We start from the raw sequence: 25,215 nt of genomic DNA, 5'->3' as shown, positions 1-25,215 counted from the left end.
TTTTATAAAAATATTTATATATTTTTATAAATTTATATTGACAAAAATGGAGAAAGAAAATAAAATATAATTGAAGTTGATAATTAATATCAATTAAATTAAGTTTTATAAATTGTGCAAATCAAAATAGCTATTATATATATTGCACACAGGTGTATATAATAACTTCAAAGAGTACATCATATCGAACATCCAAATTTTATTCCTATTTGCACAATTATAATTACAAAATATAGCAAAAGACCTATGCAATTTTGCGTAGGTCTTTTTGAATAATATTCAATTAGATTTTAAGGAGTGTTTTTATGAAAAAAGATTTAAAAATAGTAAATGTAATTGGTAGACAAATTTTAGATTCAAGATGTTTTCCAACAGTTGAAGTTGAAGTTTATTTAGAAGATGGAACAGTTGGTAGAGCAGCGGTACCTTCAGGAGCATCAACAGGTATTTATGAAGCTGTTGAACTTAGAGATGGAAACAAAGATTTATTCCAAGGAAAAAGTGTTTTAAATGCAGTAGCTAATGTTAATGATATAATTGCTAAAAATTTAAAAGGAATTAATGTATATAATCAACCATACATAGACAAGCTACTTATTGATTTAGATGGAACTGAGAATAAAGGTAAATTAGGAGCAAATGCTATACTTGGTGTATCTTTAGCTTGTGCTAAAGCAGCAGCAGAAAGTTTGTCTTTACCACTATATCAATATATAGGTGGAGCAAATGCTAAGGTTTTACCTGTTCCTATGATGAATATTTTAAATGGAGGATCTCATGCAGATAATTCAGTTGATTTACAAGAATTTATGATTATGCCTGCTGGAGCTGAAACATTTAGTTTGGCACTTGAAATGTGTGCAAATGTTTATCATACGCTTAAGAAGATTTTACTTGAAAAGGGATATTCTACAGCAATTGGAGATGAAGGTGGATTTGCACCTAACTTAAAGTCAAACGAAGAAGCTTTAGAAGTAATAATTGAAGCTATAGAAAAGGCTGGATATAAAGCCGGAGAAGATATGTTTATAGCAATAGATGCTGCTTCATCAGAATATTATAAAGATGGAAAGTATGTATTAGAACATGAAGGTAAATCATTAAATGCAGAAGAAATGGTAAGCTTCTTTGAAGAATGGGTAAATAAATATCCAATAATTTCAATTGAAGATGGTATGGCAGAAGAAGATTGGGAAGGTTGGAAGCTGTTAACAGAAAGACTTGGTAAGAAAGTACAACTTGTAGGTGATGATTTATTCGTAACTAATACAGAAAGATTAAGTATGGGAATTGAAAAAGGAGTTGCAAACTCAATTTTAATTAAGTTAAATCAAATAGGAACACTAACAGAAACTCTTAATTCAATTGAAATGGCTAATAGAGCTGGATATACAGCAGTTGTATCACATAGATCAGGAGAAACAGAAGATACAACTATAGCGGATCTTGTTGTTGCTGTTAATGCAGGACAAATAAAGACAGGAGCACCAGCTAGATCAGAAAGAGTTGCTAAATACAACCAATTACTTAGAATCGAATCAGAATTAGGAGAAATTGCTGAGTATAGAAAGAAAAAAGCATTCTTTAATATAAGATAGAAAAAGAAAAATCCACGAATTTAATCCGTGGATTTCTTTTTCTTTTTTAGTTATTTATCCATTCAACTACACCAGGAGTTAAAGAAGCAACGTTATCTTTATTTACTTCAGTAATAAAAAGTAAATCTTTTTCTTCTATAAACTCTTTAAGTTTTACTAAAATTTCTTCAGCACTTAAATCAGTTTTAACTAAAAAGCTAGTAGGCATTAAATGAGCCCATCCTCCTAATGCTTTTATGTTTCCTGTAATAGCATAGTCATCACGAGTATGGTGATGATGGTGATGGTGTTCATCTCCACATCCACATGAATGAGAATTTTCTTTTAAATAATATGTAATTGCATAAATTGTCATATCTTTACCGCCTTTGGTTTATATTTTATTTATAATAATCATAATACATTTTAGAATAAAAATCTATAGTTATTATAAAATAATGATAATTAATTTCAATATTAATATAGCCTTCAAAGCCCCTAAAATCGGTGAAGTTCTTCAAAGTATCAACGTTGAAACATCAGATGTATTAATGAGTTCTAACTATAGAACTTATAAGGTTCTATAGTTAGAACCCTAATAATACAAATAAAAAACAATAAAGATTAGTTTTTTAGAAATATTGATTATATATTTTTAGTTTATTAATTTAAAAGAATACTTTATAATAAAATCTTTGAATTAATTGCTTATATATATATAATAATGTTATTATATAGAAATAATTCTAAAACAAATAATAAGGTGTGTTAGTATGGAAGATTTAAAAAAAGCTATTAATGAAATTGCAAAAGAAGAGATAATAAAAATTATAGTTAGTAATAAAACTAATAAGGATATTAAATATAATAAGATAAGCTTTATATTAAAGGAGAATTCCAAAAAGAAAAAGTATTATCAAATTGAAAAATATACTGATAAGCAAGTATTTCATGAAAATATAGAAACGAATGCTTTAGAAAAAAAGCTTATGGAATACGTATCATCTAATTATAAGCAAGTTGGAGCTTGGTCAAGTGAAACTACATTTGATTTGAAAATATCTAAAAAAGGTAAAGTGCATTTAGGTAAGAAAAAGAGCAATAATTTAAAGCTTGTAAATAAAGGACATAATAAAGAAAAAAATTATATTCTTAAAGAAGGCATGATAATAGAACCTCTTATAGATTTAGGGATTTTTACTAAAGAAGGAAAAGTTATAAATTCAAAGTATGATAAATATAAACAAATAAATAGGTTTATTGAAATTGTTGATGATGAAATTAAGAAAAATGATTATAAGGAGCTTAATATATTAGATTTTGGATGTGGAAAATCTTATTTAACATTTGTGCTATATTATTACTTTGTACAAATAAAGAAAATTAAAGTTAAGATGATTGGTCTAGATCTTAAAGAAGATGTAATTAAGAAATGTAATGAAATAGCTAAGAGATATAACTATGAAAATTTACACTTTGAATTAGGTGACATAAATGGATTTAAGTATAATAATAAAGTAGATATGGTAATTACTTTACATGCTTGCGATACAGCTACCGATTATGCTTTATATAATGCAATAAAATGGAATAGTAAAATGATTTTTTCAGTACCTTGTTGTCAACATGAATTTAATGCTCAAATGAAAACAGAATCATTAACTATTTTAACTAAATATGGAATAATTCGAGAGAGAATGGCAGCTCTTATGACTGATTCAGTAAGGGCTAATCTTTTAGAGTGTTTAGGGTATAAAACTCAGCTTTTAGAGTTTATAGATATAGCTCATTCACCTAAAAATATTTTAATAAGAGCATCAAAAACTAATATATCCAAGGAAAAGAAAGAAAAGGCTTTAAATGAGGTTAAAGCTTTAATGAAGGAATTTAATTTTAATCCAACTTTATTTAATTTATTAGAAAATGATAATTTACTTTAATATTTAAGAGCAGTACTAAAATTTATTAGTACTGTTTTTTAGTTCTATATGTTTTTAGCCAATTTTATAAATGGAACAATAGAAAGTAGAACAATATAGCTATAGTATAGCTATCAGTTTATTGAAAAAAATGTAAAAATTAATTTATTTACAATAATATATTTAAAAAATACAAAAAATATGTTGATTACATAGTAAAAATATGATATAAAATATGTTGTCGAACAAACGATATTATAAAATTATTAATGTTCGTATATTTGCAGAGAGAAGGTTAACAAATGAAGAAGAAATTATTATCAATATTCACAGTAGTGATTTTAGTAATGTCAGCTTTAGCTGGATGTACTTCAATGAATAAGGCATCTAATGATAGGGTGTTAGGTATAATTGGTGCTATGGAAGAAGAAGTTGAAATACTTAAAGCAAAAATGGAAATAAAGGAAACTATAGATGTTGCAGGAATGAAATTTTATAAAGGGAAACTTGATGGAAAAAATATAGTTTTAGTTCGTTCAGGGGTAGGTAAGGTAAATATGGCTACTTGCACTGAAATATTAGTAGATAAATTTAATGTAACTGCTCTTGTAAATTCAGGAGTTGCAGGAACAATGAATCCAGAATTAAAACAAGGAGATATAGTTATTTCAAAAGATGCTGTTCAACATGATTTCGATACAACAGTATTTGGTGATCCACTTGGACAAATATCAAGATTAGATATCACATTCTTTGAAGCAGATAAGAATATGATAGAAGTATCTAAAGAAGCAGCAAATCACGTTTCAGGAATAACAATAAAAGAAGGGCGTGTTGCTTCAGGAGACCAATTTGTAGCTGGTGGAGAAGTGGCTAAAAGAATTAAGGAAAACTTTGGAGAAGTGGAAGCAGTTGAAATGGAAGGCGCTTCAATGGCTCAAGTTGCTTACTTAAATAAAATACCTTTTGTAATTCTTCGTTCAATATCAGATAAGGCAAATGGAGAAGCAGATTTATCATATGAAGAATTTTTACCAATAGCTGCAAAGAATGCAAGCAATTTACTTGAAGAGTTTGTAAAACTTTATTAATATATAAATATTAGAATATTTTTAAATATCTAGTTCTTAAAATATAGGTTATGTAATTATAAAGATGAAATAATAAAAGCATCTAGTAAGATTGGTTATTTTTTCCAGATGCTTTTATTTGTATTATTTTTATAACGGTTGTGTTTTATATTATTGCAAGTATTTAAAAACTCCTATCATATCTAGAACACCATATCCCCATTCAGCATTAGGATAAACATCATTCATTCTCTTAGAGGTACCTCTTGATAAGTAAGTTCTAAGTTTTTGAGCATACATATCAGGATCATTTCCATCTGTTATGCCCCATTGGAACATAAGGGCACTTGCTCCAGCTACAACGGCAGCAGATACACTTGTACCACTAATTACAGCTGTTTTGTTATTAGGAGCAATAGTTTTAACATTTACTCCACCAGCTGCTATATCAATTCCATTTTTAACATTATTTAAAAATGCCATACCAGAACTATTTACTAGATTGTAATTATTTTGATTATAATTAGCTACAGTTATTATAAATTCAGAGGAACCAGGTCCAGTGAAAGTTCCATAAGGGTCTGGAGAGATAAATCTAGTATCTCCTAAAGTAAGTCCTTTTGGAAGTAACCAGGAATTATAAGTGCCATCTAGGACATAATCTCCGAATAAACGTAGTTTCCAAGTTCCTGGTCTTAAATAACTCATATCTATAACTATAAGCTCATCACCAGATAATTCATCAGGTAAATAATAAGTTACTGTAACAATAGTTTTTTCAAATATAAATTGATTAGTTTGCTGTTGATTTAAAAATGCTGGAATTATACCAGAATTCTCACCAGATGAAGATATTATTTCTAGTGACATGATATTAGGTTTATCTACCCATATTTCTATTCTAAGAAAGTTTTGTTTATCAGATATATATAATGGTATATCTTTAAAATCACCTTTTTTTTCAATTCTACCAGATGCATGTCCGGAAGTATCAGCCTCATTACCGGATCCTGTTACAACGGCTAATCCTTTATTATTAGATATGTCGTTTATAAAATCTTCTAATAATCCATCACCTTTATGGTTGCCAAAAGTAGTTCCAAGAGGAAGAAAAATCACCATAGGTTTATTAACAGTTATTGCATATTGATATAGATAATTTAAAGCAAACATAATAGAAGTTCTACCATATATAGGAACTGTTGGAGTAAGATATTTTTCAACTGAAAGAGCTTCAATAAGTTTCACTACTACATATTCACAATCTGGAGCAGCTCCTTTAACTTCAGGATTTAGTCCTTTAGCTCCAATAATTCCAGCCATAGCTGTTCCATGTCCAAGTTCATCCTTAGAAGGTACAATACGGTAAGGATCATTACCTTCATTATAAGCTTTTATTGCATTGTTTATATCAGTATTAGTATATATTGAACCAAATGGAATATTTCCATTTACATTTGGTAATTTAATAGTTTGATCCCATATATTTAGAATTCTAGTAGTTCCATCATCATTCATAAATTCTTTATTTAAATAATCTATTCCAGTATCAATCATTCCAACAATAACTCCTTTTCCAGTTAGAAAAAAGGGTGATTCTATTTGTGTAAGATTAATATTTGCAGCAATTATTGGACTTAGGCTTTGTAATGTATATCCATAATACCTACTTATATAAACGATAGAAGGAAAAGGATTATTTTTAAGGGTAAATCTATCAGTAGGACTTTTTAGAGGCATTGATATAACTGCATATTTATTATTTATCACCGTTATATACATAGTGGATGAGTTTTTAGAGTCTTCTACTATGTTACCTTGATATTCAACTATATAATGTATATAATTTTGATCACCGAATATTGATGGTGGAGCATTAGAGAAATTTTCAATCATATAAACTATCCTCCATTTCTTTAGGAATCCTTATAAATAAGTTATTAATATAATATTCATAATAATCATAATTAAGTAAATTTCTAGTACCGGATAATGTATTAAATATTCCAGAAATATCTAACTTCCCATATCCCCAATCAGGATTAGGATATTCATCAGTTGAATTTCTAGAAGCACCGGTTATTAAATAACTTATTATTTTAGGAGAATACATTGTGGAATCATTTCCATTTACAATTCCCCATTGAACTAAAAGTGCACAAGCTCCAGCTACTATTGAAGCAGCAACGGAGGTACCAGTAACTGTCGTTAATGTATTATCTGTATTAGTAGTAAGAATATCAACTCCAGGAGCTACAATATCAGGTTTTATAAAATTATTTAATGGATAACCTTTACCCGATTCAGAAACTATGGAATCTGTTAACTGATTATAATATCCTACAGAAATGACTTTTTTTGAAGCAGATGGCACTGTTAAGGTAACATATGGATCTGGAGTTAAGAATTTTGTACCAGCTGGTAGGGTGATTTTGGGAGATAACCACATATCAAATCTACCATCTGTAACATATTCACCTTTAAGTTGAAATTTCCAGATGCCAGGTTTTATATCAATAAAAGATAGTATAATAACTTGTAATCCAGTTGTATTATCAGGAACATAAAATGAAATATCCAGTTTGGTATTTTCATAAATAAAATTAATTTGTTCAATCTGATTTATTTTAGATGTTATAAATCTAGAATTCTGACCAGAGGGGGAAATAACATTTAAAGAAAATTTATTAGGTTTTCTTATCCATATTTTAAAAGAAAAATTTTGAAGACTTTTAACAATTCTAAGTTCTGTAGTTTTTATTTCTCCTACGTTAGATATATGCCCAGAAGCATGAAGATCAGCAGCACCTTCATTACCAGTAGATGTAACTACTACTAGTCCTCTATATGATGCAAGTTCATTTATATATCTAGCAACCAAACCAGTACCATCATGGCTATAGTCAGAAGAACCGAGTCCAAGAAGAATTATCATAGGTTTGTTAACATTTATAGCATATTTACGTAAATACTCTAACCCTGCAACTATTTCTGCAGTATTATAGACGGGAACATTAGTAATACCATTCATTAAAAGTTCTTGTTTATAGGTAGCAGATTCTTCAAGTTTAACTATTACAAAGTTACAATCATGGGCAATTCCTCTAATTTCTTTATTATATCCCCTAGCACCTATTACTCCAGCCATTTGAGTTCCATGTCCATTAGTATCTTTTGAAGGAACAATTAAATAAGGGTCCTTACCTGATCTAGCAGCATTTAATGCTTTATTTATTTCATCTTCAGAATAAGTAGTTCCGATGAAGACGGATTGGTTTGGAATATTATTAATTATAGTCTGATCCCAAATAGATTCAATTCGAGTAGTTCCATCTTCACGAGTAAACTCTTTGTTTAGATAATCTATACCAGTATCGACAATTCCAACTAAAACACCAGAGCCTGATAAATTTAAATAAGGATTTAATTTTATAGGTTCAATATTACTAGTAGCTTCGGAAGGAGTTGATTCCAAGACAAAAATATTTCGAAAATTAACAAATAGTATAGAAGGAACGTCTTTTAAAAGTTGATTAAGCTGTCCAGATTCTACAGAAACTATAGCAAATCGCTCTGTTAATATATCACCACATGCATAAGATACTTTGGAAATTTGCCCTAAAAAATCTCCTCTATATTCTATTAAATATTCGTAATAGTCAGGATTAGAATAAAAACTACATTGTTTTAATTCAGTCATAATTAGTCACCCAATAATTAATATAATTTATGATATGAGCTATTAAAGAAATGTGACAATATAGATTTATTTAGACTTATATCAAAATTAAAATAGACATAAGCTTTCATTACATTTTGAACAACCTAAAGATTTTTTTAGATAACATAAATCTTTAATAGTTAAAAAACCATGTTTAAATTCTATTAAGTCTTTAGATTTTAATTTACTTATTAATCTACTTATTGTTTCAGGAGTAGTTCCAATATATTCAGATAAAAGTATATTAGAAAGTTTGGTGTTTATTTTCCATCCATTATTGGTTTTTACTCCATAAGTATTACATAGTCTTATAAGTATAGAAAAAAGAGCTAGTTTTTTATCATAAAAACTAAGATCTCTCATTTGTAGAAAAATTTTTTGACAAAGAAAATCGTGATATAAACATAGATTTCTTAATATAGTAATATCTTTATTTATTATAGTTCTTAAAGTATTAATTGATATTAGTCCAAAGGTACAATCTGTTAAAGTACTTATTTTAAAAAGAGATGAAAAATTATTTTCCATATTAAAAATAGCAGGAAATATAATAGTTTCAGATTTATAAATACCAAGTAAAAGTTCTTTAGAATTTGGTAACATATGAGAAGCTTTTATAGTTCCATTTAGTTTTATTATTATTTTATCTCTTTCAGTTTCTTGTTCTAATAGAGAAACTTTATTTTTTACTGTAATTATATTTTCTATAAAAGGCTTTAGATCCTTTATTAAAGTTTCTCTTAAAGTTATAAGATTCATTTTTCACCTCTTAATATTACGAAAAAATTAATATTAATTATTATAACACATTAATTTAAGTAGCTTTAAAGATAAGGATTTACCAAAGTCACCTTATTCCTTAACCACTATGGGAAAAGTTTTAACTAAGTTAAGTACATTTGCTAATATAATGTCTAAAAGACCAGGAACAGAAGAAGTTACTTTTTATTCTATATTAAATGAAGCACAAAGTACTTGGTGTGGAAATTACTTTGATAAAAAGATGTTAGATATAGTATCACCTCCTATAACATGGAGGCGCATAGAAATAGAAAAATCAATCAGAGATATTTTAAAAAAGTATGTATTTGATTATAAAGAGTCTTTTGCATTTGTAGATATTGGTTGTGGTGGTGGATTTGATAGTTTAGAAATAGAAAGAATTATTTTGGGAATTAATGACATAGCAGGAGAAAATATTATAAATGATTATGATATTTTAAATATAGATATTGATACAAAGTGGTTAAACAATAATGAAAAGTTAGACAAGCATATGTTTGGAGAAAAATCAAAAATAAGAAGATGTAATATGTCTATATTTGAATATTTAGATAGAAGATATTATGCACAAGAATTTTCACATGAAAATAATTTAATAATATCCTGTAATGGCTTTGCAGAATTCTTAACAGATGATGATTTAAAAAGATTATATATAGGGATACGTAATATGGCAGATACATTTAATGGGAAAATACATATTATATTACCTTTTGCAAATAGAAATGAAAAGCAAGAAGCGCTTGGAAATAAAATCGGATTTAAGTTTAGAGCAAAAGAAAAAGAGTATATGATAAGTTTAATAGAAGAAGTATTTAATGGATTTAAAGTTTCATTTACTGAAAAGTATAGTCAAATAGTTCTTGTTGTAGAAAAGTAGATAGATAATAAATTATAAAAGCTTCAATTTTTATAAATTGGAGTTTTTTTTTAGTAAATTAATAAAGTTATTGCCTTAGCAATTTTTTTACTTTTAACAATATATTTAATGGAAAGTGTTGATCTAATAATATATCTTAATATAAAATTACTTTATAAGTTGGTATTTAAGGAGACAATATGAGAAAAGCTTTAGAAGATTTAATTAAAACAATAAATGTACAGGATTTAAGTATAGATATAAAGGAAATAATTGAAGAGAAGTATCTTGTTAAAAATAAGCTTATAGTAAATTCGAAAAAGGGAAATCTTTTAAAAGAATTAAAGTTAAGCTTGCAGGAGTGTAGAAGTTTTTATTTTAGTGTAGCTTTTATTAATTTTAGTGGTTTACAACTTCTTTTGGATTCTTTTAAAGAGTTAGAAGAGAGAGGAGTAAAGGGAAGTATAATTACATCCACATATTTGAACTTTACGGAGCCAAAGGCATTAGAACGGTTAAAGGGATTTAGTAATATAGATTTAAAGGTATTTATAGCAGATAATGAAAAGGGGTTTCATACTAAGGCATATATTTTTGAAAATGAAGAAAGCTATAAAGTTATTATAGGATCATCTAATATTACTCAAAGCGCATTAAAAAGCAATGTAGAATGGAATGTTATGGTGATTTCTAAAAAAGAAACTGAATTTGTTCAGGAAGTTTTAGAAGAGTTTAATTATTTGTGGAGTGAAACTGGATTTATAGATAATGAGTTCTTAAATAAATATAAGAACTTTATAAATATAATAAAAAAAGGAAAAGATAAGAACTTAATTTATTTTAATGATTATAAAATAATTAAACCTAATTTAATGCAAGAGAAAGCATTAGAAAATTTAAATAGACTAAGAGTATCAAAAGAGAATAAAGCGTTAGTTATTGCAGCAACAGGTACTGGAAAAACATATATGTCTGCATTTGATGTAATAAACTTTGAGCCTGAAAAATTACTATTTATAGTACACAGAGAAGATATTTTGCGTAGTGCAGAAAAAACATACAGAAGTTTATGTAAAAATAAAAATATAAAAATAGGTTTTTATACAGGAAATATTAAAGATGAATCTGTTGATTATCTTTTTGCTACATCACAAACTATGGAGAAGCATTTAAAAAGTTTTAAAAGAGATGAATTTCAATATATAGTTATAGATGAGGCTCATCATAGCACAAGTCCAACGTATGAAAAAATTTTAAGTTATTTTGTTCCAAAATTTTTATTAGGGACAACGGCTACTCCAGAGAGATGTGATGATGGAAATATTTTTGAGATATTTGATAATAATGTTGCTTTAGAAGTAAGGTTACATGAGGCATTAGAGAATGATTTAATAGTACCATTTCATTATTTTGGAATAACGGATATTGAAAGTGCTAATTTAGATACAATAAATATAGATAATATTCAAGAAGTATCTAAAAGATTGATGATAAATAAAAGAGTAGACTTTATAATAGAAAAAATGAACTTCTATGGTTTTGACGGTGAATATCAAAAGACAATAGGATTTTGTATAAGCAAAGAGCATGCAAATTATATGGCAGATGAATTTAATAAATACGGTATAAAAAGTGTTTCATTAACAGGAGATGATTCAATTAATAAAAGGCAAGAGGCTATAAAAAAGCTTCAAGATGATGATAATCCATTAAAAGTTATATTTACAGTGGATATTTTTAATGAGGGTGTTGATATACCGGCTGTTAATCAAATATTAATGTTAAGGCCAACTAATTCACCAGTTGTATTTATTCAGCAATTAGGAAGGGGATTAAGAAAATATAAGGATAAAAATTTCTTAACTGTTCTTGATTTTATTGGTAACCATAATAAGGCATTTTTAATTGCGTTAGCTCTAAAGGGAGGTAGATACTATGATAAGGATAGTTTAAAGGTAGCTGTTTCAACTGAGTTTATGGATATACCTGGCTGTACCAATATACAAATGGATAGAATTTCAAAAGAAAGAATATTAGATCAATTAAATACTGAAAATTTTAATAGTTTAAAATACCTTAAAGATGAATATAATGAATTTAAATCACTTTTAGGAGGAAAGGTTCCTTATAAATTAATGGAGTATATAAAATATGATGGGGCACCAGATCCAATTAAATTTATAAATTATCAAAAAACATATCAAAGTTTTTTATCAAAGGTTGAAAAAAATATAAATGTAGAGGAGTTTTTAATAGATAAAGAATTTTTTAGTATTCTTAAAGAACTATCTAATAAGTTGCCTATAAAAAGACCATATGAATTTGCAATAATAAAATATCTAATTAATCATGATAATCTAACAGTAGATACAGCTATAACAGAAATAGCTAGATATTTAGATTCAGTAAATGAGAATACAATTATACATAGTTTTAAAACTCTAAATCAAGATTTTTATGATTCAGCACAAAAAAATAATAATATTAAGTTATTTAATTACCAGGATAATAAGTTAATTAAACTACTGCCATTTGAAAAAATATTAAAAAATAAAGATTATAAATATATAATTGAAGATTTAATAAATTATGGACTTATTAGATATGAAAAACAATTTGGAAGTAAAAATTATGGAGAACCTTTTTTAAAATTATATGAGCAATATCAAATGGTAGATATAGCATTATTATCAAATTATGAAAAAACACATAGTTCATTTAGAGGGTCAGGACTTATAACTAATGGATCAGAATATTTTTTGTTTGTTGATTTACATAAAGGAGATACTGTTAAAGAAAGTATAAACTATAAAGATGAATTTATAAATAGTAAGAATTTTCAATGGCAAACTCCTAATAGTACTTCTACAACTTCAGAAAGAGGTAAAAATATAATTTTTAATAAAGAGAGAAAAATTAATTTGCATTTATTTATTAGAAAATATAAAGAAATAGATAGATCAATACAGCCTTATATTTATATTGGTAAAGGAAATACTTTAAGTTATCAGGGAGAAAAACCAATTACAATTAATTTAGAATTAGAAAATAAAGTGCCAGGAAATTTATATATTGAGTTTACAAAGAAGGTTTAAGTTAGTTCTAATAGTAAAATTTAGAATATTAAGTTTAGTTTCAATTTGTAAAAAACATTCTAAATATATAGAATCCTAAAAATATATATAGTTTTTAATGACAAAATTAATATTACGTAAAATAAGGATTAAAGCGATTTTACTTTAATCCTTATTTTACTGATTTAGCTAGCTGTTTCATAGCAGGAATATCAGCAGGAGCCCATGTTAGGCTTTCTATGTAATCTGTATGTAACCATAATAATTTAGCGTGCTCATTAGCTTTGGGAGTCCCTTGTACTAACTTACATCTTGTAACTATTAAATTTACTATAACATTTTCATACTCGTGAGTATTATCATTAAAAATATCCATAAATTCAACAGTACAATCTAATTCTTCTTTAATTTCTCTAACTATTGCATCGCCTATACTTTCACCATCTTCAACTTTACCACCAGGAAATTCCCAAAACTTAGATACTGACATATCCTTTGATCGTAAGGCACAAAGAATTTCTTGATTATCATTTTCAATGATTGCTCCAACTACTTTTATTAATTTCTTCATTTATAACCACCTCTAAAGCTATAGTATCATAAATTAATAATTAATAGTAAAAAAATTGTTAAAAAAATCTAAATTATTTTATTGAATTGAGTTTAATTAAAATTGAATAAAAATAATCAAAGATAACAAATAGAAAATAGAGCCAAACAATGATTTAACAAATTTACTTATAGGAGAAATTAAAATATATTAAAAAAACAGGAGAACTATACTACAATTAAAATTAAATTAAGATGAATTATTAGCAAATTAGTATATCTAATTTGCTTTTTTTATTAAAAATTATAAATTTAATTTGTTTTTGTACGAAAGTAATATAGAGAAGTATATTTTCTAAAATTCTGTAAAATACCATATTTTAAGTTTAGAGAGGAGACGTTGATGAGCATATGCAAAAAGAACGTGTTAACAAGGCTAAAGATAAAACCATATTGAAATCAATTCAAGGAAAGCTAATATTAATTGTCGGTGCAATAATAATATTTAGCTCGGCAATAACAAGTATATTCACATTTAATGCTATGGAAGAAAAGCAGTATGAACAAATATTACATACATTAAAGGCTGATGTAACTGGAATATCAAACACTATACAATATAAAATGAATAGTGAAGCAGTAGAGGTTAATGGATATATTTTTGATGATGATTTTGTTAATTTTATAAAGGTAGACATTAATGAGTTAAAAAAGAATAATGCTACATTAATTGAAGCGCAAAATAAATTAAATAATACATTAAAGAATAATGTCAAAAGTGAATATATAGAAAATGAATATATGGTAAATAAAGATGGTATAGTTGTTGCAGCTTCTGACAAAGCTGGATTATTGGTGGATGTTTCCAATAGAGAGTACTTTATAAATACAAAAAATGGACAGGATATATATTATTCAAATGTACTTAAATCAAATGAAACAGGAAATTATATTAATGTTATAGCCAAAAGAATGAACGATGAAAATGGGAATTTTTTAGGAATAATTTGTAAAGATGTTGTTGCAGATATTTATAATTCATTATTAAGTCAATATAATCACGAAAGATATGAAGTATTTCTAACAGATAGAGATGGAAAGGTTCTTTATAAGCAGGATAAAAATCTTATTGGAACTGTAACAGGAGTAGATGAAATAGATAATAATCCTAATGAAAAAATTGGTGAAATTAATCAAATTAATTATATATATAATGGAGAAAAGAAAATTTCATTAAGTACTGTAATACCTGAGCTGGGATGGCATGTTTATTCAACTGGATATGTAGATGATATAAAAGATACAATAAACCAGGCATTTAATTCTACTAAAATTGTTACAATAATAACATTAATTATAGCTTTAATAATTATGTATTTTGTATCAAAAAAGCTTACAGATCCAATAAAGAAACTTACAACATGTATGGATGATATCTCAAAAGGTGATTTAAGTATTAGAATTACAGATATTAATACAAAAGATGAAATTGAAGAATTATCCAATCAAATTAATAAGACTGTAGAAAGTTTAGGAAATATTTTAAGGGATATAAATGGTTCTATAAACACAGTTAATGATCAGTCACAAAACTTATCAGCAATAAATGAAGAAGTTTCAGCATCTAATTATGAAATAATGCAGGCTATGAATGGTATATCAGAAAGAACATATGAAGCTGCACAACAAGCTCAAGAATCTGAAGAGCAAACTAAGGATTTAGAAGAATCTATAAATAGTCTTGATAAGAATAATAATATAATGGTTGAGCAAAATAGAGAGGTTATGAATTCTCTTAATGAAAGTAACGAAAGAGTAAATACATTAATGACTTCTAAAAAGGAATCAGTAGAAAGTTTTAATGATTTAAAAGATACTATGGAAGAACTATTTAAAGGAATAAGAAATATAGCTAATTTTTTAGATATTATTAGTAATATTGCAGAACAAACAAATCTTTTATCATTAAATGCAGCAATTGAAGCAGCGAGAGCAGGAGAAGCAGGTCGTGGGTTTGCAGTTGTGTCAGATGAAATAAGAGGATTGTCAAATGAAACACAAAAAGCTACTGATAATATTAAATCAATTATAGATAGCATTAATTTACTAGTAAGAAATACAAGAAATACTTTAGATAGCACTGAAAAAATTAGTAATGAAGAAAAGCATAACTTTGAGTTAATGGAAGAAGCTTTCAATAAAATGCAAGATGTTTTAAATAGAATGGTTAATACTACAACTGAAATAAGCAATGATGTAAAAGTGGTAAATGGTAGAAAAGAAAAAGTATTAGGTGCAATTTCAGAAGTAGCAACTTCTGCTCAGCAAATAGCAGCTATAACAGAAGAAGTTAATGCTTCTGTAACAGAGCAATCAGCAACATTTACGTCAGTTAATAAAAGTGCTGAAGAATTACAATATACAGCGGAAAATGTCAAAAATAGAATAGATGTATTTAAATTATAATATGATAAAAGAACTTCAAAATAAAAAATTGAAGTTCTTTTTTATTTTATATTAAGTATATTAATTATTGAGGGGAATTTTAATAGACAACTAAGAAGTGCATGAAAGGGTGATTATAAATGAATAGAAATCTAAAGTGTGACTATAAAGAATTAGCAACTAAGATAGTCAGTGTAATAAGAGAGAATTTAGAGGATAAGGTATCAAAAAGAGAGATTCCTGTGGGGGTATCTAACAGACATATACACTTAAGTCAAGAAGACTTAGAAATTCTTTTTGGTAAAGAATATCAGTTAAGTGAAATGAAAAAGTTAAAACAACCGGGGCAATTTGCAGCTAAAGAAACAGTATATATAGCAGGTCCAAAAGGATGTATTTTTAATGTGCGTGTACTTGGACCAGTTAGAAAGTCAAGTCAAGTAGAGCTTTCAAGAACAGATAGCTTTGCATTAGGAATAAATAATTGTCCTATTAGGGAATCGGGTGATTTAAAAGGATCAGGTGATATATGTGTTATAGGTCCTAAGGGAAGTATTGTTTTAAAGGAAAAAGCTATAATAGCTAAGAGACATATTCATATGAATTCAAATGATGCTGAAAGCTTAAATGTAGAAAATGGACAAGTAGTTAATGTAATAACTTTAGGAGATAGAAAAACTGTTTTTGGAGAAGTAGTTGTTAGAGTAAATGATAGTTATAAGTTAGAATTACATTTAGATAGGGATGAAGCAAATGCAGCAGGTTTATCTTCAGATGATAGTGTTGAAATAGTAGAGTTGGCCTTATAAGATATTAAGGTTATATTATATAAATTAAGAAATAAGTTTTAATACACTATAAACTAAAAAGGAGGCTGTTTAAAACAGCTCCTTTTTAGTTTATAGTGTATAAGTTATTATAGAAAACTTTTATTCTGATATAGGTAATTTTTCTGTTGGTTAATAAAAATTAATTAGAATTTAAAGAATTATAAATAGTTGAATTTATAATTCTTTAATATTTTCTAAGAAAATTAAAGAAAAATTTATATAGCTTTCAAGTATCGCTTTATTTGCAGTAGAAAGATTAATATTTTTAGATTCATCTTTAAGTGAATTTATTATTTTTTTAGCTTTTAATATACTTTCTTTATTTCTTAATATAGAAGCTTCAAGGTAAAGGGACTCCCTAAGTTTACATAATATATCTTTAAACTTTTCTAAATCTTCTTTAGTAGCCTCAATATCAAAAGGAGTATCTATATTAAAGTCTTCAAATTCGTGAGTTTTACAATACTTACTAGCATTTTTTCCAGCAATTGCACCAAAAACTAATGCATTACAAGTAGATAAGCCGCCTAGCCTATCAGCGCCATTAACACCACCTGTAACTTCACCACAAGCAAAGATTCCATTAACAGTAGTAGAGGCATTTTCATCTATTTTAAGGCCACCATTACAAGCATGAGCAAAAGGTGCTATATGTATTTTATCATTTATATTTTTCTTAGAATCTTTAAGCCATTTGAAATAATTATAGATTAAAGTGTCGTCTATGTCCTCTATATTTTTGGGATATTCAAAATAAGCACTATCATTATCTTTTTTATAATATTCAAACAATTTTTTATCAATAATATTTGATTTAAGTCTAGTTGTAAAAGGTCCATAAGTAGATCTTTCTTTTAATAAATTATTTAAATCCTTTATATTTTCTAATATATCATTACCATCTCTATCTTTTAATGTTATATAATTAAAAACTCTTTCATTAAATACTGTTTTATACATGGGTTTAATATAGGCTGGAATAAATTGAATATACTCTAGATTTATAAGTTCACAGCCATTTTTATATGCTAAATATTGAACTATAGGAGAATTAAGTTCTAAAGAAAAATTGTGCTTAAACAAACAAGTATATCCTCCAGAAGCAATTATTATAGATTTTGATTTTAATATATCTAAAGATTTATCCTTATATTCAACTAAAACACCTTTAGAACTATCTTTAATGTTATATATATCAATTACTTTAGTTTTTGAAAGAACAGTTAAATTTTTATCTTCTAACATTTTTGAAAATACTTTTTTAGCACTTGGAAAATCAAAGCCAAACCATCTTCTTTTATTAGAATCAAAACAAGGAACAACTCCATCAGAATCTATGCTTCTTTTAAAATTAACTCCTTCTTTTAAAAGTAAATCAATTTCATCATTAACATTATCTACTAAAATTGAGCTAAGTTTAGGGTTAGATTTATTACACCCAACTTTAAGTATATTTTCTAATAGATTTTTTTTATCTTCCTCATCTTTAGGGCCAATCATTCCAAGTCCCCAAGTTCCAGGGTAAAAGCTAGCTCCAGAGCAGAATTCCTTAGAAGTTATCATACAGACCTTTAAATTATTTTTTAAAAGTTCTTGAGTAGAACGTAATCCACCAAGACCAGATCCTATTACAATTACATCAAATACATTACTATTCATAAAAACACCCTTTCATTTTTGAAATGTTTATTTATTATGAAATTCTAGATATAAATAATGAATCCTCTTTAATTTAAAATTTAACTTACAAATAATCCTAAAATACTTCAAATATTAATGATATAATACTTTTAAAAAGAGATTTAAACTATAATTAAAAGATATTATGATTTTAAAATAAATTTTTATATAATAGCTATTATTTGGGAGGGATAAAATGAGAATATTACATACAGGAGATTGGCATTTAGGTAAAAACCTAGAAGGATATAGTAGAATGGATGAACAAGAGGAATTTTTAAATGATTTTATAGATATAGTTGAGGAAAATAATATAGACTTAGTAATTATTGCAGGTGATGTTTATGACAGCAGTAATCCACCAGCAAGGGCTGAAAAAATGTTTTATGATACTTTAAAGAAAATATCAAAAAATGGAGAAAGACTCACTTTAGTTATTGCAGGTAATCATGATAATCCAGAAAGATTAGTTGCAGCAGGACCTTTAGCTATGGAACATGGAATTATTATGTTAGGAACTCCTAAAAGCACTGTTGAAGAGGGGGAGTATGGAAAACATAAAGTTATAAAATCAGGTGAAGGATTTATTGAAATAGAGATAAATAATGAAAGATCAATTATATTAACAGTACCATACCCAAGTGAAAAAAGATTAAATGAAGTTCTATATGGAGAAATGGATAGTGATGAAGAAAAAATGAAATCTTATGGAGAAAGAATTCATTCATTATTTAATTCACTTAAGGAAAATTATAGAGAGGATACAATAAATCTTGTAGTATCTCATTTATTTGTTATGAAAAGTGAAGAAAGTGGATCAGAAAGAAGCATTCAATTAGGAGGAAGCTATATTGTAGATGGAAGCTGTTTTCCAAAAGAAGCTCAATATGTGGCTTTAGGTCATGTCCATAAACCACAAATAGTACCAGGAACCGAAAAAAAAGCAAGATATTCAGGTTCACCTCTTCATTATAATAAAAAAGAAATTAATTTTACTAAAAAGTGCTTTATTGTAGATGTTAAAGTAGGAGAAGAAAGTAAAATAAATGAAGTAGAATTTAAGGTTTATAAACCAATTGAAATTTGGAAATGTACAAGTATAGAAGATGCAATAAATAAATGTGAAGAAAACAGAGATAGAAGTTGTTGGGTTTATTTAGAAATAAATACTGATAGGTATATTAGAGAAGATGAAATAAAACAAATAAAGGATATAAAGAAAGATATTCTTGAAATAATTCCCAAATTAAATGATTTTGAAGAAAATGAAGAAGAAGTTAGTATTTATGAAAAGTCATTTGAAGATATATTTAAAGATTTTTATAAAAAGGAAAGAGGAGTAGAGGCTGACCATGAAATTTTAGAACTACTTTTATCAATAGTAGAGGGAGGGGAAGAAAATGAAACCAATTAAACTTAAAATAAAAGGATTAAATAGTTTTATAGAAGAGCAAACAATAGATTTTGAAAAACTAACTGATAGAGGTTTTTTTGGTATTTTTGGACCTACGGGTAGTGGTAAATCTACTATATTAGATGGCATAACATTAGCCTTATACGGAGAAGTATCTAGAAAAAGCTCTAATTATATTAATACTAATTGCGATAGGCTAAATATTAGTTTTGATTTCCAAATATCAGGTGCTGAAATTAAAAGATATTTAGTTGTTAGAGAGTTTAAAAGAGATAAGAAATCGGGAAATCCTATATCAGGAAAATGTAAAATAGTTGATATAACTAATGGAGAAGAAAGGATTTTAGCTGATAAAGTAAAAAGTGTAAATGATAAATGTAAGGAGATAATAGGGCTTAGTTTAGATGATTTCACTAGGACTGTAGTTTTACCACAAGGAAAGTTTTCAGAATTTCTAAAGCTAGAAGGTAAAAGTAGAAGAGAAATGCTTGAAAGATTATTTAATTTACAACAATATGGTGACAATTTATCAAGAAAGCTTTCTAGAGAAATAAATAAAGAAAAAACTGAAAACAGTGTACTTTTAGGACAGCTAATGGGATATGAAGATGTTAGCGAAGAAAAGAGAAATGAAAAAAGTGAAGAATTAAAAATAAGTAATGAAAATTTAGATAATGCAAATAAAGAATTAAAGTTTATAGAAGAAAAGTTTAAAGAAAGTCAAGAAATTTGGAATTTACAACTTGAAATTAATGATTATAAAAATAAAGAAATGGCTCTTATTTGTAAAGGGGAAGAAATTGAAAAATACAAAAATACTATAAAATTAGGAGAATCAGCTCTTAAAGTAAATCCTTATATTTTAGCATATGAAGATATTATAAGGAATATAGAAGTTACAGAAAAAGAATTAAGTAAACATATGTTAAATTTAGATAATATTAAAGAAAAAAAATTAAAGATAGAAGAAGAGTGGAATAATGCTCGATTAAAGAAGGATAAAGAATTACCAGAATATAAGATAAAAGAACAAAAAGTAAAAGATGCCTTAGAAGATAAAAAGCTTTTATTAAACTTAGAAAAAGAAATAGAAAAATTAAAAAATATAGTTTTAACTTTAGAGAAAAACCAAGAGTTAAATGAAAAGAATTTAATTGAACTTGAAGGAAGAGTAGAAAAAGGTAATAAAGTAATAAAGCTTGAAGAAGAACGTAAGGAAAGCTTAAAGGTAGATAGTGAATTTAAAAATGAAATTCAACAGGGGTTACTTATTACTAATAGTTTAGAAGAATCTATAAAGAGATTAGAGGAAAGTAAAGTAAAAACAGAAAGACTTACTAATGAAATAAAAGAAACTAGTGAAAATCAAATAGTATTAAAGAATGAATTAGATAAAAAAATTAAGGTTTTAGTAGAAAATGAAAAAAGCTTAGAAGAATTAATAAAAAATTGCCCGGGAAATCAGAAAGATCTATTAGAACTTCAAAAATTATATTCAGAAAGTAAAAAAAGTTGGATTGAATTTAATAAATGTGACACAGAAATTAATAAATATAAAACTGATATATTAAAATATAGTGGAGATTTAAAAGAAAATAAAAACAACAAGGTTAAAATAGAAAATGAAATAGAAGTTTTAAAATTAAAAGTTAAAGAATTAGAAATAGAAAATATAGCTCAAACTTTAAGAAAAGATTTAAAAGATGGAGAAGTTTGCCCAGTTTGTGGAGCTTTAGAGCATCATAAGGAAAATATAAAACATATAGAATTAAGGGATGTTAAATCTTTAGAAGAAATTATAAAAAATAAAGAAAAGCAACTTAAGGAAATTGAGGCTACTATTACAAAAATAGAAACAAATCAAAGTATAGCTAATGATAGAATTGAAGAAAATACAAAAATTATTGAAATTTTAGGAGTAGAATTTAAAAAATATTCAGTAGAAGAATTAGAAAAAAGATTCATAGAACTAGAAAAAAATATTAATGAATATAGCTTAAAAAAGGAAAACTTAGAAAAGTTAATAGTTAAATTAAAGGATGAGCAATACAATTTAGATATTAATTATAAACAGGTTGAAGCAAGAATCCAAGAAGGTAAAAAGCAATTAGATATTTCAACATATGAGCAAAATAATGAATTAAAACAATTAGAAAATATTAAAGAAGAATTAAATAATATTAAATATAGAACTAAGGTAGAAGATTTTAAAGCTAAAAATGAAGAAATAATTAATACTGAAAAGGAAAGAGAAAAATCTGAAAAAAATATTAAAAGGTATAGAGAAAAACTAGATGAGTTAACTACTGAAAAAGAAAATATAGCTAATACTTTAAATAGTATAAGAGAAAATTTAGCTAGAGAAAAATCAATATTACAAGAAAAAAATAAAAGTAAGGAAGAAAAAAATCTTCAAATAAAAAATAAAATTGGAGATGTAGATAATATAGAAAATCTATTATTATCTATTCAAAAAATAATAAGAGAAATGGAAGAGAACTTTATTAATATTGAAAAAATAAAGGAAGAAACAGAGGAAAGTTATCAAAAATGTAATGATATGATAATTAGCCTTAATGCAAAAAATAATGAGCTTAATAAAAGAAGAGATATTGATAAAGAAAATTTAGATAAGATATTAAAAGAAGAAGAATTTTTAAATGTTGATGAAGTAAGAAATAATCTTATAGAGAAAAATAAGATAGAAAATTTTAAATTAGAAGTTGAAAAATATAATGATGAATTATCAAAAGTTAGAGGAGCTATAGAAAACTTAATTAAAAAAATTAATAATAGAGTTATAACAGAAGAGCAATGGTTAAATATTCAAAATGAAAAAGAGTTAAAAGAAAAAGAAGTTTTAGAGTTAAGTAAAATAAAAATTAAAGTTGAAGAAGAGCTTAAAAATATAGAAAATAAAATTATAGAGCTTAAGGGTTTATTAAAAGAAAAAGAAAAGCTTGAACATAAGCTAGCTTTATTAAATGATTTAGATAAGTTATTTAAAGGTAAAAAGTTTGTAGAGTTTGTTGCAGCAACTAGGTTGAAATATGTTTCTATTGAAGCATCTAAAAGACTTAAAGAAATAACTAATGGCAATTATGCTTTAGAAGTAGATGAAAATGGAAAATTTATAATTAGAGATTATAAAAATGGTGGAGCGGAAAGAGATGCATCAACTCTTTCAGGAGGAGAAACATTTATTACATCATTAGCTTTAGCACTAGCATTGTCCACGGAAATTCAATTGAAAGGAAAGGCTCCATTAGAATTATTTTTCTTAGATGAAGGTTTTGGAACTTTAGATGATAATTTATTAGAAGTTGTTATGAGTTCATTAGAAAGGATTCATAATGATAAATTAAAGGTTGGAATAATAAGTCACGTAGAATCTATAAAAAATAGGGTACCTGTAAAACTAATACTTACACCAGCTGAATCAGGGAGAGGTGGAAGTAAAGTTAAGATAGAAAGAACTTAATTTATGATATAATTGAATAAAAATTAAAAATAGTACAGTAATGTACTATTTTTTTATGTAGGGGATGAGAGTAAATGAATAATAAAATTTATATTATAGAAGATGAGGAGAAAATAAGGTTAGAGTTAAGTACATTTTTAAATAGATATGGATATGACACTAAGTATTCAATAGATTTTGAAAATATAATTGAAGAAGTTTTAAATTATAAGCCACACTTAATTTTATTAGATATTAATCTTCCTTATTATGATGGCTATTATATTTGTAGAGAAATAAGAAAAAAAAGTGAAATTCCTATAATTGTTGTAACAAGTAGAGATAGTGAAGTTGATGAGCTTATGAGTATGAATTTCGGAGCAGATGATTTTGTAACAAAGCCATATAATACACAAATTCTTTTAGCTAGAATTTCATCAATTATAAAAAGAACATACAATAATAATCAAGCAGATATTTTTGAGTATATGGAATTAAAATATAACTTATCTACAAGTGAATTAGAATATAAAGGGGAAGTTATAGATTTAACTAAAAATGAAAGCAGAATAATATATACATTAATAAAAAATAATGAAAAAATAGTTTCTAGAAATGAAATAATACAAGTTTTATGGCAATCAGATGAGTTTGTAGATGATAATACATTAACTGTTAATATAAATAGGCTAAGAAGAAAAATTGAAGGTATAGGGGCTGTAGGATATCTACAAACTAAGAGAGGTCAAGGGTATATTTTAAAATGCAATTAAAAGATTTTATTAAAGAAAGAATAGTATTTATTCTAATTAATATTGGAATACTTGCATTTACTGCAGCTTTATTAAGTATATTAAAGGTTGATGGTTATGCAATAATTTTTATACTAGTTTTAAATTTTATAGGTATTTTAATTTTTCATATAAATGAATATTTAAAGAAGAGAAAATACTATAATGAATTTTTATGTAATATTGAAAAGTTAGATAAAAAATATCTTATATCAGAAGTTATGGAGGAAGGAGATTTTTTAGAAGGAAAAATTTTATACGATATAATAAGGCAAACAGATAAATCAATGAATGATGAAGTAGCAAGTTTAAAAATTAATAATAATGAATATAGAGAATATATAGAGCTTTGGGTACATGAAGTAAAAACTCCAATAGCAACTTGTAAATTACTTATAGAAAATAATCCTTCAGAAATTACAAAAAGCATAAATGAAGAAGTCGAAAAAGTAGAAAATTATATAGAGCAAGCTTTATTTTATACAAGAAGTAATACTTTAGAAAAAGACTATATTATAAAAGAAATAAATATAAAAAATTGTATAAACTCAGTAATAAGAAAAAATGCCAATATTTTAATAGAAAAAGGAATTAAAATTAAAATAGAAGATATTGATAGAATAGTTTATACAGATATCAAATGGATAAAATTTATATTGCATCAAATTATATCAAATTCCATTAAATATATGGATAAGGAGATTAGTATTCTTAATATAAGTTGTGAGGAATATAAAGAAAGTATTATATTACATATTTCAGATAATGGTATTGGAATGAATGAAAAGGATGTAATAAAGGCTTTTGAAAAAGGTTATACAGGAGAAAATGGACGGAAGTTTGGAAAATCTACAGGAATAGGATTATATTTATGTAGAAAATTATCTTTGAAATTAGGATTAAGTATAAAACTTAAATCAGAAATAAATAAAGGCACTAGAGTCTCTATTTTGTTTCCATTAAATAAGATGATGATTTTTGAATAATAGTTAAATGACAAAAATGTAAGGTTTATGTTATGTTCTTCTATGGCTGCTATCTTT

Annotated in this window: 18 protein-coding genes; 12 read left to right on the top strand and 6 right to left on the bottom strand. The window is 26.0% G+C overall.

Translation table 11 applies throughout. The features are described 5' to 3' along the window. Nucleotides 1–305 precede the first annotated feature (305 nt). Nucleotides 306–1,598, top strand: a complete 1,293-nt coding sequence (eno, locus tag CP523_RS03655; protein ID WP_066677717.1) for a phosphopyruvate hydratase — start codon at nt 306–308, stop codon at nt 1,596–1,598. Between the two features lie 46 nt (nt 1,599–1,644). Here eno and CP523_RS03650 read toward each other — a convergent pair whose 3' ends face one another. Further along, nucleotides 1,645–1,953, bottom strand: coding sequence for a hypothetical protein (locus CP523_RS03650; RefSeq protein WP_066677720.1), 309 nt, complete (start codon nt 1,951–1,953; stop codon nt 1,645–1,647). A gap of 82 nt (nt 1,954–2,035) precedes the next feature. Between CP523_RS03650 and CP523_RS16445 the strand changes: the two genes are divergently transcribed. The 3 genes from CP523_RS16445 (at nt 2,036) to CP523_RS03640 (ending at nt 4,587) form a co-directional block, all read left to right on the top strand. After that, nucleotides 2,036–2,164 carry a hypothetical protein gene (locus CP523_RS16445; protein WP_279221610.1) on the top strand — a complete coding sequence of 43 codons (129 nt, stop codon included), beginning with the start codon at nt 2,036–2,038 and terminating at the stop codon, nt 2,162–2,164. A 186-nt stretch (nt 2,165–2,350) separates the two neighbouring features. Next, nucleotides 2,351–3,517: a class I SAM-dependent methyltransferase gene (locus CP523_RS03645; protein ID WP_120140493.1), complete on the top strand. Its 1,167-nt coding sequence runs from the start codon at nt 2,351–2,353 to the stop codon at nt 3,515–3,517. Between the two features lie 281 nt (nt 3,518–3,798). Beyond that, a complete protein-coding gene (locus CP523_RS03640; RefSeq protein ID WP_227909579.1) occupies nt 3,799–4,587 on the top strand; it encodes a 5'-methylthioadenosine/adenosylhomocysteine nucleosidase in 789 nt (262 codons plus the stop codon). A gap of 150 nt (nt 4,588–4,737) precedes the next feature. On the opposite strand, the gene CP523_RS03635 is transcribed toward CP523_RS03640, so the two are convergent. The 3 genes from CP523_RS03635 to CP523_RS03625 form a co-directional block, all read right to left on the bottom strand. Further along, complete coding sequence (locus CP523_RS03635; protein WP_066677723.1) at nt 4,738–6,462, bottom strand: S8 family peptidase; 1,725 nt, start codon at nt 6,460–6,462, stop codon at nt 4,738–4,740. Then, nucleotides 6,455–8,266 (bottom strand): S8 family peptidase, encoded by a 1,812-nt coding sequence (locus CP523_RS03630; RefSeq protein ID WP_066677724.1) that lies wholly within the window; start codon nt 8,264–8,266, stop codon nt 6,455–6,457. The genes CP523_RS03635 and CP523_RS03630 overlap by 8 nt, the downstream gene beginning before the upstream one ends. Nucleotides 8,267–8,353: 87 nt before the next feature. Continuing rightward, nucleotides 8,354–9,046: a Crp/Fnr family transcriptional regulator gene (locus tag CP523_RS03625; protein WP_120140492.1), complete on the bottom strand. Its 693-nt coding sequence runs from the start codon at nt 9,044–9,046 to the stop codon at nt 8,354–8,356. 109 nt (nt 9,047–9,155) lie between these two features. Between CP523_RS03625 and CP523_RS03620 the strand changes: the two genes are divergently transcribed. Next, nucleotides 9,156–9,950: a hypothetical protein gene (locus tag CP523_RS03620; RefSeq protein ID WP_227909580.1), complete on the top strand. Its 795-nt coding sequence runs from the start codon at nt 9,156–9,158 to the stop codon at nt 9,948–9,950. A gap of 179 nt (nt 9,951–10,129) precedes the next feature. Next, nucleotides 10,130–13,024: a DEAD/DEAH box helicase gene (locus CP523_RS03615; protein ID WP_083089560.1), complete on the top strand. Its 2,895-nt coding sequence runs from the start codon at nt 10,130–10,132 to the stop codon at nt 13,022–13,024. A 151-nt stretch (nt 13,025–13,175) separates the two neighbouring features. Here CP523_RS03615 and CP523_RS03610 read toward each other — a convergent pair whose 3' ends face one another. Beyond that, nucleotides 13,176–13,574: a (deoxy)nucleoside triphosphate pyrophosphohydrolase gene (locus CP523_RS03610; RefSeq protein WP_066677727.1), complete on the bottom strand. Its 399-nt coding sequence runs from the start codon at nt 13,572–13,574 to the stop codon at nt 13,176–13,178. A 389-nt stretch (nt 13,575–13,963) separates the two neighbouring features. Here CP523_RS03610 and CP523_RS03605 point away from each other — a divergent pair, with 389 nt between their 5' ends. Then, on the top strand, nt 13,964–16,018 hold the full coding sequence (locus CP523_RS03605; RefSeq protein ID WP_066677728.1) for a methyl-accepting chemotaxis protein: 2,055 nt from the start codon (nt 13,964–13,966) through the stop codon (nt 16,016–16,018). A gap of 119 nt (nt 16,019–16,137) precedes the next feature. After that, complete coding sequence (locus tag CP523_RS03600; RefSeq protein WP_083089562.1) at nt 16,138–16,806, top strand: phosphate propanoyltransferase; 669 nt, start codon at nt 16,138–16,140, stop codon at nt 16,804–16,806. A 195-nt stretch (nt 16,807–17,001) separates the two neighbouring features. Here the strand turns inward: CP523_RS03600 and CP523_RS03595 are convergent, their stop codons facing one another. Then, complete coding sequence (locus CP523_RS03595; RefSeq protein WP_066677729.1) at nt 17,002–18,486, bottom strand: FAD-dependent oxidoreductase; 1,485 nt, start codon at nt 18,484–18,486, stop codon at nt 17,002–17,004. Nucleotides 18,487–18,703: 217 nt separating this feature from the next. Here CP523_RS03595 and CP523_RS03590 point away from each other — a divergent pair, with 217 nt between their 5' ends. The 4 genes from CP523_RS03590 (at nt 18,704) to CP523_RS03575 (ending at nt 25,158) form a co-directional block, all read left to right on the top strand. Next, a complete protein-coding gene (locus CP523_RS03590; protein WP_066677734.1) occupies nt 18,704–19,921 on the top strand; it encodes an exonuclease SbcCD subunit D in 1,218 nt (405 codons plus the stop codon). Continuing rightward, nucleotides 19,908–23,402, top strand: a complete 3,495-nt coding sequence (locus tag CP523_RS03585; RefSeq protein ID WP_066677739.1) for an AAA family ATPase — start codon at nt 19,908–19,910, stop codon at nt 23,400–23,402. The genes CP523_RS03590 and CP523_RS03585 overlap by 14 nt, the downstream gene beginning before the upstream one ends. Before the next feature lie 74 nt (nt 23,403–23,476). Beyond that, nucleotides 23,477–24,154 carry a response regulator transcription factor gene (locus CP523_RS03580; protein ID WP_066677740.1) on the top strand — a complete coding sequence of 226 codons (678 nt, stop codon included), beginning with the start codon at nt 23,477–23,479 and terminating at the stop codon, nt 24,152–24,154. Further along, a complete protein-coding gene (locus CP523_RS03575; RefSeq protein WP_066677741.1) occupies nt 24,145–25,158 on the top strand; it encodes a sensor histidine kinase in 1,014 nt (337 codons plus the stop codon). The genes CP523_RS03580 and CP523_RS03575 overlap by 10 nt, the downstream gene beginning before the upstream one ends. Nucleotides 25,159–25,215: the final 57 nt, after the last annotated feature.

Origin of the sequence: Clostridium septicum, assembly GCF_003606265.1 — a bacterium.
Lineage (GTDB): Bacteria > Bacillota > Clostridia > Clostridiales > Clostridiaceae > Clostridium > Clostridium septicum.
The sequence above is the reverse complement of the archived record's forward strand: the minus strand, read 5'-3'. Positions and strand labels throughout refer to the sequence as shown.

Coding starts and splice junctions, on each gene's coding strand:
- eno (WP_066677717.1), top strand. CDS start 306: ATGAAAAAAGATTTAAAAATAGTAAATGTAATTGGTAGACAAATTTTA.
- CP523_RS03650 (WP_066677720.1), bottom strand. CDS start 1,953: ATGACAATTTATGCAATTACATATTATTTAAAAGAAAATTCTCATTCA.
- CP523_RS16445 (WP_279221610.1), top strand. CDS start 2,036: ATGATAATTAATTTCAATATTAATATAGCCTTCAAAGCCCCTAAAATC.
- CP523_RS03645 (WP_120140493.1), top strand. CDS start 2,351: ATGGAAGATTTAAAAAAAGCTATTAATGAAATTGCAAAAGAAGAGATA.
- CP523_RS03640 (WP_227909579.1), top strand. CDS start 3,799: ATGAAGAAGAAATTATTATCAATATTCACAGTAGTGATTTTAGTAATG.
- CP523_RS03635 (WP_066677723.1), bottom strand. CDS start 6,462: ATGATTGAAAATTTCTCTAATGCTCCACCATCAATATTCGGTGATCAA.
- CP523_RS03630 (WP_066677724.1), bottom strand. CDS start 8,266: ATGACTGAATTAAAACAATGTAGTTTTTATTCTAATCCTGACTATTAC.
- CP523_RS03625 (WP_120140492.1), bottom strand. CDS start 9,046: ATGAATCTTATAACTTTAAGAGAAACTTTAATAAAGGATCTAAAGCCT.
- CP523_RS03620 (WP_227909580.1), top strand. CDS start 9,156: ATGGGAAAAGTTTTAACTAAGTTAAGTACATTTGCTAATATAATGTCT.
- CP523_RS03615 (WP_083089560.1), top strand. CDS start 10,130: ATGAGAAAAGCTTTAGAAGATTTAATTAAAACAATAAATGTACAGGAT.
- CP523_RS03610 (WP_066677727.1), bottom strand. CDS start 13,574: ATGAAGAAATTAATAAAAGTAGTTGGAGCAATCATTGAAAATGATAAT.
- CP523_RS03605 (WP_066677728.1), top strand. CDS start 13,964: ATGCAAAAAGAACGTGTTAACAAGGCTAAAGATAAAACCATATTGAAA.
- CP523_RS03600 (WP_083089562.1), top strand. CDS start 16,138: ATGAATAGAAATCTAAAGTGTGACTATAAAGAATTAGCAACTAAGATA.
- CP523_RS03595 (WP_066677729.1), bottom strand. CDS start 18,486: ATGAATAGTAATGTATTTGATGTAATTGTAATAGGATCTGGTCTTGGT.
- CP523_RS03590 (WP_066677734.1), top strand. CDS start 18,704: ATGAGAATATTACATACAGGAGATTGGCATTTAGGTAAAAACCTAGAA.
- CP523_RS03585 (WP_066677739.1), top strand. CDS start 19,908: ATGAAACCAATTAAACTTAAAATAAAAGGATTAAATAGTTTTATAGAA.
- CP523_RS03580 (WP_066677740.1), top strand. CDS start 23,477: ATGAATAATAAAATTTATATTATAGAAGATGAGGAGAAAATAAGGTTA.
- CP523_RS03575 (WP_066677741.1), top strand. CDS start 24,145: ATGCAATTAAAAGATTTTATTAAAGAAAGAATAGTATTTATTCTAATT.